Here is an 18,823-nt window from a genome sequence, read left to right as displayed (position 1 = left end):
GCAAATGGGGATTTCCCTCGAACACCCAGCCAGAAACCTGACCATCCCGAATTATGACCGTCTATGCAAGCCTCTAAATGGCTGGTTTGTGTTCATCCCTTGGGGCCGAGTTGGGCATAAGCCGGGAAAAGTGGCAACTTTGGTGCCGATTGGCTTGACACCTTGTGAGGCAAATAGCAGGGTCCGCGCAGACTGTTCAATGGGCGGGCGCCATGGCGCTTTTGCGCCCGTTTTTCGTTGAAAACGACGAGATGGCGCTCTATTAAGAGCAAGCCGATCTGTCGGTTCGAAATTTCATTGGAGAGGAAAGCTCCCCGGTCCGGCGATCGTGCGGGCGCTCTCTCAAGCATCAGGGTACTGTTCATGCATCCTTATCGCAGCCATACCTGTGGCGATCTTCGCGAGAGCCATGTGGGCGAAACCGTTCGCCTTTCCGGTTGGGTTCACCGGGTCCGCGACCATGGTGGTCTTCTTTTCATCGATTTGCGGGACCAGTATGGCCTCACTCAGGTCGTGGCCGACCCCGACTCGCCAGCCTTTGCCGCTGCAGAAAAAGTGCGCGGCGAGTGGTGTATCCGGATCGAGGGCGAAGTTAAGGCGCGCAGCGAGGACACCATCAACGAGACTTTGCCAACCGGCAAGATCGAGATCTTCATATCCAAACTGGATGTTCTTGGCGCTTCCAAAGAGCTGCCGCTTCCGGTGTTTGGTGAGCCGGATTATCCTGAAGATATTCGCCTCAAGTATCGTTTTCTGGATTTGCGCCGCGAAACCTTGCACGCAAACATCCTGAAGCGCTCGGCAGTTATGGCGTCTGCACGTCGCCGGATGAACGAGATCGGCTTCAATGAATTCCAGACGCCAATTCTGACCGCGTCTTCTCCGGAAGGGGCGCGCGACTTCCTCGTTCCATCCCGTATTCATCCGGGTAAATTCTATGCGCTGCCGCAGGCTCCGCAGCAGTTCAAGCAGCTCTTGATGATGTCTGGCTTTGACAAGTATTTCCAGATCGCGCCTTGCTTCCGCGATGAAGATCCGCGTGCAGATCGCCTGCCGGGTGAGTTCTATCAGCTCGATATGGAAATGAGCTTCGTCGAGCAGGAAGACATCATCAACACGATGGAGCCGGTCATTCGCGGCCTGTTCGAAGAATTTGCCGAGGGCAAACCTGTCACGCAGGACTTCCCGCGCATCCCATACAAGGAAGCGCTACGCAAATATGGCTCTGACAAGCCTGACTTGCGTATTCCGATCGTCATGGAAGAAGTCTCCGAGCATTTCCGCGGCTCAGGCTTCAAGATCTTTGCGCGTATGCTCGAAGACAGCACCAACGAAGTTTGGGGCATTCCGGCGAAAACCGGTGGCGCTCGTACCTTCTGTGACCGCATGAACAGCTGGGCGCAGGGCGAAGGCCAAGCCGGCCTTGGCTATATCTTCTGGCGCAAGGGCGAAGACGGATCTCTGGAAGGGGCAGGGCCTCTTGCCAAGAACATCGGTTCGGAACGCACCGAAGCAGTCCGCACCCAGCTTGGTCTTGATGCCGGGGATGCCTGCTTCTTTGTTGCCGGTGATCCGAAGAAATTCTGCGATTTTGCGGGCCGCGCCCGTAACCGCGTGGGTGAAGAACTTGATCTGATTGATCGTGATCGCTACGACCTTTGCTGGATCGTTGACTTCCCGATGTACGAATGGAATGACGACGAAGAGAAGGTCGACTTCTGCCACAACCCGTTCTCTATGCCCAAAGGGGCTCTGGAAGGGCTGGAAAACACCGATCCGCTTGAACTGGATGCCTATCAGTATGACATCGTCTGCAACGGCTACGAGATCGGCTCTGGTGCCATTCGTAACCACCAGACCGAGGTGATGAAGAAGGCATTTGAGATTGCCGGTTACAGTGAAGAGGTTCTCGAGGAGCGTTTCGGCGGCATGTATCGGGCCTTCCAGTATGGCGCGCCTCCGCATGGCGGTATGGCTGCTGGTATGGATCGCATCATCATGCTGCTCTGCGGCACGCCCAACTTGCGCGAAATCTCACTGTTCCCGATGAACCAGCAGGCCGAAGACCTGATGATGGGCGCGCCGAGCGACGCAACCAATCAGCAGCTGCGTGATCTGCATTTGAGACTTAATCTTCCAGAATAAGAAAATTCTGCAAGTTTCTGAATTCAATAAAAAAGGCGGCTTTCGAAGCCGCCTTTTTCTATGTCTGATGATGTCGAAATGCAGACTTCTTACCTGCTATTCGGTTAATTCTCGTTTGCTGCTACACCAATGTTGAGCAGATCGGGAATAGTGCCCGGATCCTGAGACATTGCTGCCAGGACCTGCATCACGGGGACGGGTGCGCCCGGGTTCAGCATGATCTTGAGGCTTTTGGGATCACTCAGGAAGGCGCGGATCTCGCCGCCAACCGCTTTGGCGAAGTCGGGCTTGGTAAAGGCAGACAGGGTCGCCTGAGCCTGACTGGATGCGAATTCGCGCACCTGATCGGGGCCCATGCCGGTGGTGACGCCAGCCAGATCGATCAGGTTGTCAAGGCCGCCCAAATCAGCAAGCGTGAGGTTGGAAGGCTGGATCGTGCCGGTCATCATGGCCGCTTGCGCCATTTCCGGATTGTCCAGATAGTTCCGGATGATGCCGCCGAAGCCCAAGTTACCGGACAGTTTGGCTATCTGCATCAACTCGATGGAAAGGGGATCCACATTGACGGTTTCGCTGTTTTCATCCCAGGCGATCTTGATGTCTTGGTTAAATGTCAGACTATCAAGATTAAGCTGGGTCATCAGCACCGACGCGAGGGGATGGCGAAGCAGTGATTTGGAAATCGTCAGCTCGTCGATCTTGGACGTGAAGAGTGCCGGAATGGCAAGGCCTTGACGTTTCATGCCGGTTTTAAGCGACGCGAGGCTAACCTTGTTGTCTTTTGCGTCCTGATAGGACAGATCGCTGATAGCAATGTCAAAGCCTTCAGGGGCGATCTTTGCCATTTCTGCGGATGTTGGATCCTGTCCCTCAAGGCGGCGCATGAAGAAGTTTTCAATTTCGTCGTAGTTGGCGAATTCGAGGTTCTCGAGCGCCAGACGTCCAAGGGACAGCTGAATGCTCGGAGGACCGCCATAGGTTACGCCTGACAGGGAGACTTCTCCAACACCTTCGGCGCTGATATCGGAAACGTGCAGTTTGCCGATGCTGGCTTCGATTGTCTGGCCCTTGTACTTGCCTTCGGGCATGGTGCCCTTGGCTTTTATTTCACCATTTTCACTCAGCCCGAGGCTAAATCCGCGCAAGAGATCAAAGCCGGCCCGGAACAGGGCGCGTTTTTGTTCAGCGGGCAGATTTTCCGGTGACTGACCCTTGGCGATGAGTTCATCGATCAGGGGAACGATGTAGGTCTGAGGCTGCTTGAGCGCGAAGTCCTTCATCACCGACGGGGCGATCGAAAATTCGAAGAGGTCCGTGGCGGTCATTGTGATCGGACCGGTATTGACCTCGGACAGAACCATCGCGTTGTCGTCTTGAGCCGACAGGTTGGGATCTATAGCGGCCAACATGGCTGCAATATTGTAATCCTTGTAAGTCGTCTTTCCGACTTCGTAGGTCAGCTTTTCAGGTATCCCTTTGAGGGATTGATCGGGTGTCTCGTCGCTCTCGGTTTGACCCGCCATCATGGCTCTAAGCGGCATCTCACCCTTTTGATAGGCCAGTTCGTAGCTCTCGATCTTGCCGTCCCGCATGTTCTTCATGGTCAGAGGCCCCAATTCGGCTTCTTCGGTGACCACGCCTTTGCCTGTGAGTTGGGTCGTCGTGTAGCCTGCAGAGGTGTATTCGTCGAGGTGCGGTTTGAGCAACAGCGGACGCATATAGTCCAGTACGCTGCCAATCGGGCGGTCAGAGGCGATTTCGAATTTGCCAAGAAATGGCTGATAGCCATTGACCATTTCGTCCTTGCCAAGGCCCGTTCCCTTGATTGTCGCGTCGTTGTCGGTGCCGGGCATATCGATGGTGACAAGGAACTGATGTCCTTCGTAGCTCATCGTGTCGTAGGAAACACCATCAAGCTCCAGTCTCATGCCAGTTGCCGTGATCGTTGGCACTGTCATGGTCATGGATATGTGGCCTTCGGTATCTTCTTTCTCGTCCGATTCTTTCGATCCGTCCGAAGCAGCGCTGCTTTTGCTGCCATCGGCTTTGTTTTGATCATCGAGCTTCAGCAAGTCATCATTAAGCGACATCAGGTCACCGGGGAGTGACCAGTCAAACTTGTAGGTGACATTTTGAGCCGTCAGGACATCACCATCTTCCTGATAGTGCATGGATCCAACCTCGGCGGTGAACAGGCCGCTCTGGTTGAGGTCCCGGATGAGTTCCGAAAATGCCTCTTCAGCTCCGCTCTGGGCGTGAGCCAATGAGGTTGAAATAAGAAGGAAAGAAATGGTCCAGCTGTGGCGCTTCATAAGCAAATTGCCTTTTTGGCTATCAGTGAGCAGAGTGAACGACCAATTGGTCTTGCTCCGTGTGAATGGAGTGCGCGGAGCATTGCGGAGAAATGTGGCAACAAGACGCACGAAATGACTCGGCAAGCTTCGGAAATGACGGTTGTTGCCCCGCAGTGCGCGCCGTTTCCCAGCGGCAGTATGTGGGCGGGACATTGCGAGATTACGAAGTCTGTGTCGGTCCTGGGGAAAAGACAATAGGCAGGATGTATCAGTTTTGTATGCCTGTCTTGTCAGGACGTTGTTTGCTCCAGTCCTATCACGTCTGTTCCGATATCGAAATGTGCTTATCACGTTTAAAATTGTTGTTTGCAATCGGATGGTTAAAGCAATGTTAGGGGTCTTTTCCTAAAGTCGCTTAGTCAATAGGGAAGCAAATCTTTGAGAAACAGAATCCGATCGGTCATTTTGATGTTACTGGGCGTTGTTCTCGGTCTCGCACCGATGTTCCTTGCCCATGTGCTCATGCGCGACTATGTGCAGTCGCGGGCCGTGTGGAATCTGGAACAGACGGCCTCCCGATCGCTTGCCAATGCGGAACGGTTGATTCAGGTCGCGGTCGACGTTTTCACTACTTTGCCGCACCAAAATCACGTGCCAGCCTGTGACGCTTCGCTTCAGGCATCGTTTCGGGAGATGACCCTGCGCCATGGCGATATGCATAACATCGGCCTGATCTACAACAAAAATCAAATGTACTGCTCGTCCATCCGGGATATTTCGCGTCTCCATCTTCTTTCGGGTGGTGCTTCCGGAACTGTCCCTCACTTGCACTATTTTGCAGTTGTGGATGGCTTTACGGACAAAAATGGATTGCTCGTCACCTGGAAGATCAAAGAGGGTGTTTCGATTGGTGCGTTCATTCTTGCTGAATCATTCGATCTTGATTCCATGCAGACCGAGTTTGGTTCCGATTATAGGATGTCGGTGAAACTGGCCGACGAAGCGGTGATCGCTGAAACATCACCCGAGATAAAACTGAGACAGGCATCTCCGTTTGCAGATATTCAGGAAGATCCGATTTGGGCGGGGGATCTTGTGACCCTCAGCAAGACCTCTGAGCGTTACCCAATCGGTGTGTCGATTTCGGTCCCCTTTGCCAGTGTCTGGCAATCCTTTGACGGTATCATGAATGTGATTCATGGGTTTTCGGCGCTGACCGGGGTGTTCATCCTGTTTTTCTGCGTTCGCTTGGGCATGCGCAAGCCCAGCCCCTATATCAGCATCAAGCAGGGTATCAAGCTGCGGGAGTTCGTGCCGTTCTATCAGCCGATCATCGATATCCAGAGCGGACGTCTTGCTGGATGCGAGGTGCTGGTGCGGTGGCGTAAATCCGATGGTTCGATTGTTCCGCCGGGCCACTTCATCGACACGGCGGAAGCATCCGGACTGGCCTTGCCAATGACGAGCCTTTTGATGGAACAGGTCGCTGTGGAATTGTCGAATTCCTATGCGCGGTTCCCGCATCTCAAGGTCGCTATCAACCTGTTCAACCGGCATTTCGATGATATCGAGATCGTTAGCGAGATTGAACGGACTTTTGGCAACTCCGGGGTTCGCTTCAAGCAATTGGTCTTTGAAGTAACAGAGCGCCAGCCGCTCGAGAATCTTGACCGGGCTCGCGCTATCATAGAACGGATGCAGCGGCTCGGTGTGCGGGTCGCTCTGGATGATGCCGGGACGGGCCACGGGGGATTTGCCTATCTGCAGAAGCTCGGGATGGACATCATCAAGATCGACAAACTGTTTGTCGACAGCATCACGGCTGAGAGCGAAACCTCACCCATTGTCGATTCCCTCAGTGCCATGGCGAAGGGGATGAAGATGGTGGTCGTGGCAGAAGGGGTGGAGACCGAGGGTCAGCTCTCCTATCTGCGCAAGGCGGGGGTCGATGAAGCGCAAGGCTATCTGTTTGCGCCTCCGCTTCCTAGTTCTGCCTATCTCAAGCTGGTTGAGAAACTGGGCAAGTCGCCTCGTCATCAGTCGCCTGAGGATCTTCCAACCGTTTTGGGGCCGGACAACAGCGTTACGATGCCCAAAGAGATTAGCGCCTAGTCGACAGGTGCCTTTGGTGAGAGGAACCGCGAAGCCTTTGCTTGAAGGTTTGTGCAGATCTCGGCTCGGAATATTAAGGCCAAATATGTCAACCGAATTTTCATCGCTCGTGGGGTATAGTGGTGGTGGGAATAGGGGTGCGGGGATTCATGTTTAGGAATGCCACGAAAATTGCTGGCTACATGTCGTTTGGAGTGTTGGGCGCGTTGCTTCTCACTATGGGCGCGCGCGGCGTACTTGATTGGCAGACACGCTCCGAAGTCGAAGAAGGACTCAATGTTTCTGCGCAATTGATGCTGGAGCGTGCCTCGGAGGCGACGCAGACCACCATCAAGGTGTTGAACGATCTTGCGAATTCGTCGGGGCTTTCCTGCACCCATGATCATCGTTACCTTTACAGTGACGCCGTCAGGTCGACCCCGTGGATCGACACCATCGGTCTGGTTGATCGCAATGGCAATCTGGTTTGCACCGATCTTGGTCAGTCGTCCCGTCAGAAGGGGCTTTTGTCGACATACGATACCAATGATCCGGAGGTGATGCTGTCGCTTTCCGAGGGCAGGAAAGAAGGCGAGATGGCCTCTCTTCTGGTTATTCGCCATATCACCAACGGTCGCCGGCTGGTGGCCCGGGTGCCCGGCGAATTGATCCGTATCGATCCTGTTCGCAACGAATTGCGCCGCTTCCGTGTTGCCATGCTGTCTCTGGGCAACAACGAACCATGGTACATTCTGGAAGCGTTGGAAAGCGGTGAGACCTCTGTCCATGTTCGCGCCATGTCCGAGTTCATGCCGTTCGAGGTCAACATCTCGGTCTCCAAGGCTGCGCTTGATGTCATTGCGCATCAACCGCGCAAGATGATCAATGCATTCGGTTTCATTCTTTGTGCCATTGCGCTGGTTGGTGGATTTCTTCTTGGGCGGTATCGTCCGACCGAGGGGGATCGCATTCTGGCTGCATTGGACAATGGAGAATTTGTGCCGTTCATGCAGCCGATCGTGTGTCTGGAAACGGGCCGAATCACGGGATGCGAAGTGCTGACACGCTGGAACAAGCCAGATGGCACTGTCGTTCAACCACACGAATTCATCCCGCTGGCTCAGAACTATCGGGTCACGCGAGAAGTCACCAACCGGATCATGGAAGATGCAAGGGACGTGATTGCCCCGCTCATTGATGGTGGTGGCGATCTGAAAGTCTCGTTCAATCTCTTTTCAAGCCAGTTGGTTGACGAGGCCATCGTCGATGACGTCCAGAGCGTTTTCGGCGAAAGCTCGGTTGGCTACACGAATCTGATCTTTGAAGTGTCAGATCGGGTTCCGATTACCGACTTGACCCTGGCCAAGGATATCATCAGCCGCATTCAGGCATTGGGGTCCGAAATCGCTCTCGATGATGTGGGATCGGGTCACAGTGGCCTGTACAATCTGACGAGCATCGGTGTTGATATTCTCAAGCTCGACAAGCTTATGGTGGATGCCATCGATCAGGGACTTGCGGGAACCGAGTTGGTCAAGGGATTGATTGAGCTGGCCGCTCGCCTCAACATCGGAGTGATTGCTGAGGGCATCGAAACCGAGAGGCAGGTGGTCGAATTGCGCCGAATGGGTGTGTCTGCCGCGCAAGGCTATCTCTTCGCGCCGCCGCTACCCGCCTCATCGTTTGCCGAATTGTACAAGGCTTCCCGGGCCCTTGCCTCACAGAAGGACGCGGCGCCCGAGGAATTGGATGAAGCCGTGAACGCTGCCTGATTGCGCAGCCGAGGCTCTTGTTCATTTGCTTTTCAGAATAAAAAAAGCGGCTCCTGAGGGCCGCTTTTTCTTTTTGATGATCAGTTCGCAATCACTGGAAGGCCGTTTCTGCGAAGCTGCGCAGTTTCCTAGAATGAATGCGTTCTATCGGCATCTTGCGCAGCTCTTCCAACGCTCTGATGCCGATTTGAAGATGCTGGCCGACTTGTTCGTTGTAGAATGAGCTGGCCATGCCGGGGAGCTTCAATTCGCCATGAAGTGGTTTGTCCGAGACGCACAGAAGCGTGCCGTAAGGAACGCGGAAGCGGAATCCATTGGCGGCAATCGTGGCCGATTCCATATCCAGCCCGATGGCGCGAGACTGGGACAGGCGCTCCACCGGTTCCCGGTGGTCGCGCAATTCCCAGTTCCGGTTGTCGATCGTTGCGACGGTCCCGGTTCGCATGATCCGCTTGAGCTCGTAGCCGCTGTAGCCAGTGATGTCGGCGACGGCCTTTTCGAGTGCGACCTGAATTTCGGCTAGGGGCGGAATGGGCACCCAGGTGGGCAAGTCCGCGTCCAGAACATGATCCTCGCGGACATAGCCATGTGCGAGGACATAATCGCCAAGACGCTGCGTGTTGCGCAGGCCCGCACAATGGCCCAGCATCAGCCAGGCATGGGGGCGGAGCACTGCGATATGGTCGGTGATCGTCTTGGCGTTTGATGGCCCGACGCCGATGTTGACCATCGAGATGCCGTCCCGTCCCTTGCGTTTCATATGGTAGGCCGGCATCTGGGGCAGGCGCGCGAGCGGCGAGCCGATCTCAGGCGATGTGGCACCGCGTGGAGTCTCGACATTGCCCGGTTCGACAAAGGCTTCATATTCAGAGTTGCCACTGGCAATTTCTTTACGGGCCCAGTTCACGAATTCGTCGACATAGAATTGGTAGTTGGTAAAGAGGACGAAATTCTGGAAGTGCTCGGGCCGGGTCGCCGTGTAATGGGCAAGACGATGAAGCGAGTAGTCGATGCGTGGTCCGGTAAAGGGTGCAAGCGGGATGATCTCGTCAGGCGCGTAATGCTGTGTGCCGTTGACAATGGCGTCATCGGTGATGGACAGATCCGGCACATCGAACACGTCGCGCAAGGGACGCTCCCATGTTTCCGGCAACGAACCATCGACATCCATGCCATTGGGCCAGGCAAAGTGAACAGGGATCGGCGTGTTCGACGGGCCGACTTCGATGCCCACATTGTGATTGGCCAGCAGCAGTTCGATCTGGGTTTTCAGGTAGTGTCGAAACAGATCGGGACGGGTGATGGTTGTGGTGTACTGCCCCGGTCCGGGCACATGACCAAAGGACAAGCGGCTGTCGATGTGGGCGTGGGTGTCCGTGGTCAGGCGGATTTCGGGGTAGGTGGCGCGATAGCGTCCCGATATGGGTACATCACCGTTGGCCACACGCGCGAATGCGGACTGCAGAAACTCGGTGTGCGATTCATAGATCAGCAGCAACCGGTCAATCGCGTCTTCGGCGTTGCGGTAGGTTTCGTGATTGAACTGATTTGGTGCAATTACGGAAAAGGGGGAATTCATTGTTGTTCTTTCTCCTTTTCCTCTGGCCTTTTCTGCGTTTTTTGCAAAAAGGTCAAGAGAAAATCTTCTTCGGCAACACTTGCAGGCCTGCTGTTGCAATTTTGCGATCATTCAATAGTGGTGGATTTCCGGCTATCAGCTTGGGCTCGTCGGATCTGCCACACAATATCCTTCATTTGTTGCGAGCTATTGTGCAGCGTTTTTCTTGTGAAATTGTAAGGATGCAATTTTTCAATTTGTTTACACAGTTAGGCGTACTCTAAGGTGAGTAATTTGTTACTTACGACGCTTGAGGCGGTAAGTCAGCTTCGCAACAGCTTACGTGAGTATAAAACTCTTTCGCCATGGTCGAAGGGTCGCTGTGGGGGAAACCTGAAAATGACTGGATACATTGGTTTCTTTTGGCCGATCGGGTCGAATAGAATAGGAGATCTGAAATGACTGTCGGACAGTTCGTGAAACCCATCATATTGCTCTCGGCAACGCTTGTGCTGCTGGCGTCACAGGTGGCATCGTCTCAAGCTGCCTGTCTTGTCAACGTGACGGATCGCAGCCTTATCCTTTTCATGAAATCTCCTGTTGAGCGCATTGAGCGCAGCTTTCCCATTGGCGCGCGGGTCTGTCAGACAGTGTCCGATCAGACAGTGGTCGAAGCCCATATCCTCCCCTATGTCGGGGCGCGATTTGGCTGTGAGGCCGAGATCAAGGGGCAACAGGTGCTGCGATTGCGGCATTTCGGCACCATGAACAAGTGCGAGTTCGAATAATCGGGCTTTGCTTTCATCCGGTCTTGCGGCCGGGTAACCGTGATTGTATTTCACTCATTTCATGACCTATAGTGGCCGGGATCGATTTTTCTTTCGGAGCCACCCATGTCCATTGAGTTTCTCATTACTTCATTGTTTGTCGTGATCACGCCCGGAACCGGTATGATCTATACCTTAGCCACCACGCTTGGTTATGGCTTTCGCGCTGGCCTACTTGCTGCGCTCGGCGGCACGCTTTCCATCATTTCCCATATTGCCGCCGCCATTCTGGGGCTTGCGGCACTGCTCCATGCCAGCGCCATGGCGTTTCAGATCGTCAAGTTTGCTGGCGTCGCCTATCTTCTTTATATGGCTTACAAAATGCTCAAGGAGAAAGGGCAGCTGGACGCCGAGAGCCTTGGTGCGGAAAACAGGGAAGGGCGCACGGCGCTGGTGATTATTCGCGACGGCATTCTGCTCAATCTGCTCAATCCCAAGCTGTCGATTTTCTTTCTGGCCTTTCTGCCGCAGTTCATTCATGTAGATGAGGTCAATCCGGTGTTTGAAATGGCCGCGCTCGGGGCCGTGTTCATGCTGATGACGTTCGTTGTTTTCGCGCTCGTTGGCCTTGCTGCTGCGTCTGTCAGGGACAAGGTCTTGACCCGTCCGACCGTTATGAATTGGCTGAAGCGCGGATTTGCTGCGACCTTCGTCATGCTCGGCGCCCGCCTTGCGCTGACGGAGCGTTGAGGTCGGGTTTCTTTTATAGATCTGCCATAGAAATGAAAAAGCCCCGCTCGATCTGAGCGGGGCTTTCTATTTTGGTTTGTCCTGAAACTGTTACGAGCAGCCGCTCGTACTTCCACAGGTGTCGCATTTGAGGCAGGTACCGTTGCGGACCATGGTGAAGTTGCCGCATTCGGAGCAGCTTTCACCCTCATACCCCTGCATGCGGGCCAGAGCGATCTGGTTGGCCTTGACAGGCTTTGCCTTTGTTTCGGTTGAGCCGACCTCTGCATGGCCGTGGTCATGATTGTGATCATGCTCGACCTGTGTGTCCGGCTTGAGCATGGTCGCCGAGGACGGCATCACGGCAGGAGCCGGTTCTGATGCGGTCTGGGTTGGCGAGCCAACAGCGTCGGTGCCTTCCACGAGTTTGAAGCGTTTGGACCCGCCGCGCAGCAGTCCCTTGGAGATTGGCACCGTGAGTTTGCCTTCGGCGTTGCCCTTGCTCATGGCTGTTGCTTCGATATCGGCCGGATTGACATGGGCCAGATCGTGGCGATCCAGATAGGAAACCGCCAATTCGCGGAAGACATAATCAAGGATCGACGTCGCGTTCTTGATGGCGGCGTTGCCCTGAACCATGCCGGCAGGCTCGAACCGGGTGAAGGTGAAGGCGTCGACATATTCCTCGAGCGGAACACCATATTGCAGGCCAAGGGAGATGGCGATGGCGAAGTTGTTCATGATCGAACGGAACGCCGCGCCTTCCTTGTGCATGTCGATGAAGATTTCGCCAAGGCGTCCGTCTTCATATTCACCGGTGGTTACATAGACCTTATGGCCGCCAACGCGGGCTTTCTGGGTGTAGCCCTTGCGGCGATCAGGCAGCTTTTCCCGGTCGCGAATGTGACGTTCGACGATGCGCTCGACGATCTTCTCGGTGACGAGGGTCGCACGCTCGGTCATCGATGTGGATGCCGAGGTGAGGGCCTCGACCACATCTTCGGCTTCGTCGTCATCATCGGCGAGCAGTTGGCTGTTGAGCGGCTGGCTGAGTTTGGAGCCGTCGCGATAAAGAGCATTGGCCTTCAATGCCAGTCGCCAGGACAACATGTAGGCGTCCTTGCAATCCTCAACCGAAGCATCGTTTGGCATGTTGATCGTCTTGGAGATCGCACCGGAGATGAAGGGCTGGGATGCGGCCATCATGCGAATGTGGCTGTCGACCGAGAGATAGCGCTTGCCGATGCGACCGCACGGGTTGGCACAATCGAAGACCGGCAGATGCTCGTCTTTCAGGTGAGGGGCCCCTTCAAGGGTCATCGCACCGCAGACATGGATGTTGGCAACGTCGATTTCTTCCTTGCCGAAGCCAAGGGCCGCCAGCATGTCAAAATCGGGGTCATCAAGCGTTTCGCTGTCAAAGCCGAGGGCTTCCTTGCAGAATTCCTCACCAAGGCTCCACTTGTTGAAGGCGAACTTGATGTCAAAGGCGCTGCCGAGGCCGCTTTCGATCGCAGCGATTTTTTCGTCGGTGAAGCCTTTTTCCTTCAGCGCATTGTGGCTGATGGCGTTGCAGTCCTTGAGAGACCCGCGACCAACGGCATAGGCTTCCATGTCCTTGATCTGCTCCTCGCTGTAACCCAGTTTGCTCAATGCATTGGGCACGGCGCGGTTGATGATCTTGAAGTAGCCGCCACCGGCGAGTTTCTTGAATTTGACCAGCGCGAAGTCCGGTTCGATGCCCGTGGTGTCGCAGTCCATGACCAGACCGATGGTGCCGGTGGGGGCGACAACGGTGGTCTGGGCGTTGCGATAGCCATACTGCTGGCCGAGATCGACGGCTTTGTCCCATGCGGCGATGGCGCGCTGAACAAGGGTCTTGTCGGAGCAGCTGGCGTGGTCAAGACCGACCGGCGCAATGTCGAGGCCCTCATAGCCATCGCTTTCGCCATAGGCGGCCCGGCGGTGGTTGCGCATCACCCGCAGCATATGCTCGGAGTTTGCCTCATAGCGGTCGAACGCGCCCAGTTCCTTTGCCATTTCAGCAGACGTGGCATAGGAGGTGCCGGTCATCAGAGCGGAGATGGCACCACAGATTGCGCGGCCTTCGTCGCTGTCATAAGGAATGCCGGAGGTCATCAAGAGGCCGCCGATGTTGGCATAGCCAAGACCAAGGGTGCGGTAGAGATAGGACCGTTCGGCGATTTCCGGCGATGGGAACTGTGCCATCAGAACAGAGATTTCAAGCACCATCGTCCAAAGACGCACGGTGTGCTCGAACTGATCGACGTTGAGGGTTCCGTCGTCTTGGCGGAACTGCAACAGGTTGATCGAGGCAAGGTTGCAGGCCGTGTTGTCGAGGAACATATATTCCGAGCACGGGTTGGAGGCGATAATGTCGCCATCTGCCCGGCAGGTGTGCCACTCGTTGATGGTGGTGTGATACTGAAGCCCCGGGTCGGCAGATGCCCATGCGGCATAGCCGATCTGATCCCACAGATCACGCGCCTTGACGGTCTTGCGTACATCGCCCTTGATGCGGCCGATGAGGTTCCAGTCGCGGTCTTCCTTGACTGCATTGAGGAAGTCGTCGGTGACGCGGACCGAGTTGTTCGAGTTCTGGCCCGAAACGGTCAGGTAAGCGCCGCTATCCCAGTCGGTGTTGTAGGTATCGAACTGAATATCCTTATAGCCCTGTTTGGCAAACTGGATGACGCGGCGGATGTAGTTCTCGGGAACCTGCGCCTTTTTGGCGGCGCGGATTTCGCGCTTCAGGGCAGGGTTCTTGGCCGGATCAAAGCATTCGTCATTGGAGCCCTGACAATTGACGCAGGCCTTCATGATCGCTTTCAAATGCTTGGAGACGATCTTGGAGCCGGTGACGATCGCGGCGACCTTCTCCTCTTCCTTGACCTTCCAGCTGATGTAGTTCTCGATATCCGGATGATCGATGTCGACCACGACCATCTTGGCCGCGCGACGGGTGGTGCCGCCGGACTTGATCGCGCCCGCTGCACGGTCGCCGATCTTGAGGAAGGACATCAGGCCCGAGGATTTGCCGCCACCGGACAGGGGCTCGCCTTCGGAACGCAGGGAAGAAAAGTTGGTGCCGGTGCCGGAGCCGTATTTGAACAGGCGCGCCTCGCGAACCCACAGATCCATGATGCCGCCATCATTGACCAGATCATCAGAGATGGACTGGATGAAGCAGGCATGGGGCTGCGGATGCTCGTAGGCACCGGTCGAACGGGTCAGGCGACCGGTTTCGAAATCGACATAATGGTGGCCCTGGCTGGGGCCGTCGATACCATAGGCCCAATGCAGGCCGGTGTTGAACCACTGCGGAGAGTTCGGGGCAACGCGCTGGGTGCAGAGCATGTAGCGCAATTCGTCAAAGAAGGTGCGTGCGTCGGCTTCGGTGTCAAAATAGCCACCTTTCCAGCCCCAGTAGGTCCAGGTGCCCGCCAGGCGGTCAAAGACCTGCTGAGCGGCCATTTCGGGACCGAAGCGCTGTTCTTCCGGCAATTGCGCGAGCGCATCTTCATCGGGTACGGAGCGCCACAGCCATGACGGCACGGAGTTTTCCTCCACGCGTTTCAGGATGGCAGGTACACCGGCCTTGCGGAAATATTTCTGTGCCAGAATGTCCGAAGCAACCTGAGACCAGGATGTCGGAACGTCAATGTTTTCCAGCTTAAAGACAATGGAGCCGTCTGGGTTGCGGATTTCGCTTGTTGCCTTGCGAAAGTCGATCTCGTTATAGGCTGATTTGCCTTCTTCGGTATAGCGCCGCTCTACACGCATTGAGTATCCCCTAAAGATATCTGAGTGCTGACAGTCTTCCCGTCAGTCATTTGCCCTATACAGAAAGGAGGAAGACCATGGCCCTGGTGCATCCGCAATCCTGCAATCCGAAGAGTCCATATTCGCCGCGAATCGTGGCACAGTGGACTCGTTTTGCGGACACCATTACACCGTTGAGTGGTTAATGAGATATTAACATATCTCTAGATATAGTGTCCATGCCAGTGTCGAATGACGATATCTGGTGTATTTCCCTTATTTCCTATGAACACAGAGCACAAGAAAACCCGACCGTGAAAACCGTCCGAGTTCAGCAGGTCTTGCTGCCGGATCGGATGATCCACGGTGTTACGGCTTGCTATTGTGAACAGGAAATCCGGGAATTGCCGCCGGAAACGCATCTGTCTTGACTGGTTGGAGTATGGAATTTTGCAGGGTGCAGCGTCAAGCAAAGAAAACTACGTCTGGTGGTGTGTGTTGTGTTAAAAACTATATCTAGTGCCTGTCGATGTGCCCGCGGAATAGGAAGAATCCGCCCCTACCGGCGTCAAGTGCCTAGAGTTTCGTACGTACGATCCGGGCTGCAATAAATCTGTTAAAATTAGAGACAAATTCGAGTTCAATTTGCACCCTCATTTTGAGCGTGATTTAAACGCTCTGTGCCATAGTTGCCAACGGACGGGCATAAGCCTCAATAATACAACGGGTTGGTGGGTTGCATGGAACATCATTCAGCTTTTGGACTGGATATCGAATCGTTAGATATTGTCATAGTGGATGACTCCAAGACCATCCTGACCATGATTCGATCGATGATATCCGCCCTCAAGGTGGCACGAGTGCGATCATTTGATCGCGGGGATCTTGCTCTGCACGCTATATTGCAAGAGCCGCCGAATGTGATCCTGACCGATCTGGCCATGTCGCCGATGTCAGGCATGCAGTTGATCAAGCTGATCCGGCAACAGACGATGGAGCCGCTGTGCTTCATTCCTGTCATCGTCATAACAGCTCACGCAACTCAGGCCCGGGTGGCACAATTGTTCGAGATTGGTGCGCACCACGTGTTGGCCAAGCCGCTTTCCTCTGCCGTGCTGCAAAATCGTCTGCGAGCGCTCAGCAGTGATCGGCGCGTCATGCGTCTTGACGGGGATCGCTATGTGATTGACGGCATGCATGAAGTGCTGCTCGAAAAGCAGTCGCGGTTGAAATCGCTGGAGAAGGCGAGGGAGTTCCACGAGCAGGTTTTGCCTCAGGCCAAGGAATCGCAGCGTGAGGCGGACGAGATTCTGCGCGGGCTCGATGTCTGCGAAGAAGAACCGATCCGTGCACGGCCCTTTGCCTCGTCCGGCATGCGGATTGCGGAGCATCTCAGAGAAGCAAAGGTGCGCGAAGACAAGTCAAAGAGCGCGTCTCGTCCGAGCTCAAAGCGGTATGCCGGCGTCAGTCGTCGCGGCAACCGTTGAGGTCCCTATGCTCATGCTGCGGCGTCTCAAGTCTCGCGCCGACAGATCAAGCCGCTTTTCACCAAAGCAGTCTGGACATCAGGAAAATTTTGTAGTCATAGTGCCCTGACTGAACCGTGAGGAAAGTTGGCGCACCATGAAGAAATTTCTGCTTTTGCTGTTCACTTGGTGGGGAAACGCAACCCTTGGGACCTTGGTGCACACCAAGCGGCGCGGCATCTATGTCGGCAAGGATGACTTCGGCAACAAATACTATAAGCAAGCGGTCAAGCATAACGCGAGCTATTCGGGAAGCCGAAAGGGCGAGCGACGCTGGGTCATTTATGCTCAGGACGCAGAAGCAAGCGCTGTGCCTGCCGGTTGGCATGGCTGGCTGCATTACCGCACCGATGTTGCTCCCAGTCAGGATGACTATGTGTCCTGGCCTTGGCAGAAGCCTCATCAAGCCAACAGGACCGGAACAGATGAAGCCTATCGACCTGCCGGATCGATTCTGTCGCCTCAGAGCCGCCCCGTTGCTACTGGGGACTATGAAGCATGGTCGCCGGAAGGGTGAGAGACGTCTTTGACCCCCGCGAAATGGGTTGAAGGATATCCTTGGGGACAATCCCAGTCTCGCCAGAATTGAGAGCTAGACAAGAATCGCCATGCTGTGAGGGTGGCGATTTTCTTTTGCCTTTGCCGGTACGATCCAGTTCAACTCTTGCAAGACGCTGCTTTTTTGCCAGTTCACTCTTGCCTTGGAGCACCAAAGGGCGATAGGAACGAGATGATAAATCAGGTGCCTGTGCGGCGCGGCTTGGGATGGTTCGAAGATACCACGGTATGCGGACCGGTTCTCATTTGTCTGACGCATGGAGGTCGGAGAATTCGATGATGTGTTTGAAGAACCGCCAATGGTTCACGAAGGCCATGCTTGGGCTTGGCGCAGTCGTTTTGGCTTTTGGTGGTCTGTTCGGGTCTCCGGCGGCGGCACAGAAGGTTGCCAATCCGGTTGCGGTCTTTTCCGGGCTGGACAAGATCACAGGTCGGATCATCCAGTTTGATGTCTATGTTGATGAAACGGTCCAGTTCGGCGCCCTGCAGGTCACGCCTCGTGTGTGCTACACGCGGCCCGAGACCGAGCGACAACAGGTCACGGCTTTTGTCGAGGTGGACGAGATCACGCTTGAGCGCAAGGTGCGCCGCATTTTCACCGGCTGGATGTTCGCATCCAGCCCGGGACTGAACGCAGTCGAGCACGGGGTCTATGATGTCTGGCTCGAGGGCTGCCGGGAAAATTCGGAAGTTCCCAAGCCACAACAATAGTTGCCTTTTGCTTCAGTCCGCACCTGCCATCTCGGGATGCGTCATCTCTCATATCTGTGTACGCTCAGGCGCTTTTGTTGTCCGATGAGGCGTCTTTGTTGTTGTTCGTCGCAGCCTTGTCGTTAGGCTGTTGATCAAAGGCATGGAAGTCGCCGACGTCTTTCAGGGCATGTTCGAGCAGTTCGTGATATTCGGCTTTGGGCACTTCCAGCGCACCAAACTGCTTGAGATGGTCCGTGATGAATTGGGCGTCGAGCAGGGTGTAACCCCCGACCTTGAGACGATCTACGAGATGGACCAGAGCCATTTTTGACGTGTCGCGCTCCCGCGAGAACATGCTCTCGCCAAAGAAGGCGGTTCCCAGCGACACCCCATACAATCCACCCACCAGACGATCCTCATCCCAGATTTCAACCGAATGGCAATGGCCCATATCGAACAGGCTGCGATAGAGATCGTGGATCTGATCGTTGATCCATGTCGAGGGGCGGTCCGGTGCCGCTTCGGCGCAGGCATCCATGACGGCACCGAAAGCGCTGTCGACCCGAATGTCGAAAGGGGAGTTGCGCATGGTGCGCAACAGGCGACGGGGGGCATGAAAGCTGTCGAGCGGAATAACGCCACGAAAGTCGGGCTCGATCCACAAGACTGTCGCGTCGTTTGCATCCTCTGCCATGGGAAAGATGCCACAGGCATAGGCTCTAAGCAGAATTTGAGGTGTAATCTCGAACGTCTGGGACTCGTCTGTCATGAGCGCATTCTGGTCTATTTTTCAGTCAGATCGATTGTCGAGAGAGCATGCAGCAGCACATCCTATGCTCCTGCCTGTCCGCTTGCCAAGGTCGTATTGAATGCCATTGAAACCGTCATGAGAATAAACCGGTTTTGC

13 protein-coding genes are annotated in these 18,823 nt (G+C 55.1%); 9 read left to right on the top strand and 4 right to left on the bottom strand.

Going from position 1 to position 18,823, the window contains the following annotated elements; genetic code table 11:
- Positions 1-363 precede the first annotated feature (363 nt).
- Positions 364-2,145 carry an aspartate--tRNA ligase gene (aspS, locus tag CPH65_RS20505; protein ID WP_096175562.1) on the top strand — a complete coding sequence of 594 codons (1,782 nt, stop codon included), beginning with the start codon at positions 364-366 and terminating at the stop codon, positions 2,143-2,145.
- A gap of 104 nt (positions 2,146-2,249) precedes the next feature.
- Here the strand turns inward: aspS and CPH65_RS20500 are convergent, their stop codons facing one another.
- The gene (locus tag CPH65_RS20500) at positions 2,250-4,457 is read right to left on the bottom strand and encodes a hypothetical protein (protein WP_096175561.1); all 2,208 of its coding nucleotides are present in this window, start codon (positions 4,455-4,457) and stop codon (positions 2,250-2,252) included.
- A 420-nt stretch (positions 4,458-4,877) separates the two neighbouring features.
- Here CPH65_RS20500 and CPH65_RS20490 point away from each other — a divergent pair, with 420 nt between their 5' ends.
- The gene (locus tag CPH65_RS20490) at positions 4,878-6,551 is read left to right on the top strand and encodes an EAL domain-containing protein (protein WP_157747834.1); all 1,674 of its coding nucleotides are present in this window, start codon (positions 4,878-4,880) and stop codon (positions 6,549-6,551) included.
- Between the two features lie 182 nt (positions 6,552-6,733).
- Positions 6,734-8,302, top strand: coding sequence for an EAL domain-containing protein (locus CPH65_RS20485; RefSeq protein WP_172891557.1), 1,569 nt, complete (start codon positions 6,734-6,736; stop codon positions 8,300-8,302).
- A gap of 91 nt (positions 8,303-8,393) precedes the next feature.
- Here CPH65_RS20485 and CPH65_RS20480 read toward each other — a convergent pair whose 3' ends face one another.
- Positions 8,394-9,881, bottom strand: coding sequence for an AMP nucleosidase (locus CPH65_RS20480; protein ID WP_096175557.1), 1,488 nt, complete (start codon positions 9,879-9,881; stop codon positions 8,394-8,396).
- 437 nt (positions 9,882-10,318) lie between these two features.
- Between CPH65_RS20480 and CPH65_RS20475 the strand changes: the two genes are divergently transcribed.
- Together CPH65_RS20475 and CPH65_RS20470 are read left to right on the top strand one after the other, a co-directional pair.
- Positions 10,319-10,648, top strand: a complete 330-nt coding sequence (locus CPH65_RS20475) for a hypothetical protein (RefSeq protein ID WP_096175556.1) — start codon at positions 10,319-10,321, stop codon at positions 10,646-10,648.
- A gap of 105 nt (positions 10,649-10,753) precedes the next feature.
- Positions 10,754-11,377: a LysE family translocator gene (locus CPH65_RS20470; RefSeq protein WP_096175555.1), complete on the top strand. Its 624-nt coding sequence runs from the start codon at positions 10,754-10,756 to the stop codon at positions 11,375-11,377.
- Between the two features lie 90 nt (positions 11,378-11,467).
- Here CPH65_RS20470 and CPH65_RS20465 read toward each other — a convergent pair whose 3' ends face one another.
- The gene (locus tag CPH65_RS20465) at positions 11,468-15,160 is read right to left on the bottom strand and encodes a vitamin B12-dependent ribonucleotide reductase (RefSeq protein WP_096175554.1); all 3,693 of its coding nucleotides are present in this window, start codon (positions 15,158-15,160) and stop codon (positions 11,468-11,470) included.
- 218 nt (positions 15,161-15,378) lie between these two features.
- Between CPH65_RS20465 and CPH65_RS20460 the strand changes: the two genes are divergently transcribed.
- The 4 genes from CPH65_RS20460 (at position 15,379) to CPH65_RS20440 (ending at position 17,934) form a co-directional block, all read left to right on the top strand.
- Complete coding sequence (locus CPH65_RS20460) at positions 15,379-15,570, top strand: hypothetical protein (RefSeq protein WP_096175553.1); 192 nt, start codon at positions 15,379-15,381, stop codon at positions 15,568-15,570.
- 363 nt (positions 15,571-15,933) lie between these two features.
- Positions 15,934-16,626, top strand: coding sequence for a PleD family two-component system response regulator (locus tag CPH65_RS20455; protein ID WP_157747833.1), 693 nt, complete (start codon positions 15,934-15,936; stop codon positions 16,624-16,626).
- 136 nt (positions 16,627-16,762) lie between these two features.
- Positions 16,763-17,182: an NADH:ubiquinone oxidoreductase subunit NDUFA12 gene (locus CPH65_RS20450; protein ID WP_096175551.1), complete on the top strand. Its 420-nt coding sequence runs from the start codon at positions 16,763-16,765 to the stop codon at positions 17,180-17,182.
- A 317-nt stretch (positions 17,183-17,499) separates the two neighbouring features.
- Entirely contained in the window at positions 17,500-17,934 is a 435-nt protein-coding gene (locus CPH65_RS20440; RefSeq protein WP_371359360.1) for a DUF2155 domain-containing protein, read from the top strand.
- 64 nt (positions 17,935-17,998) lie between these two features.
- Here CPH65_RS20440 and aat read toward each other — a convergent pair whose 3' ends face one another.
- Positions 17,999-18,685: a leucyl/phenylalanyl-tRNA--protein transferase gene (gene aat, locus CPH65_RS20435; protein ID WP_096175549.1), complete on the bottom strand. Its 687-nt coding sequence runs from the start codon at positions 18,683-18,685 to the stop codon at positions 17,999-18,001.
- Between the last annotated feature and the right edge of the window lie 138 nt (positions 18,686-18,823).

This window comes from Cohaesibacter sp. ES.047 (assembly GCF_900215505.1).
GTDB lineage: Bacteria > Pseudomonadota > Alphaproteobacteria > Rhizobiales > Cohaesibacteraceae > Cohaesibacter.
The sequence above is the reverse complement of the archived record's forward strand: the minus strand, read 5'-3'. Positions and strand labels throughout refer to the sequence as shown.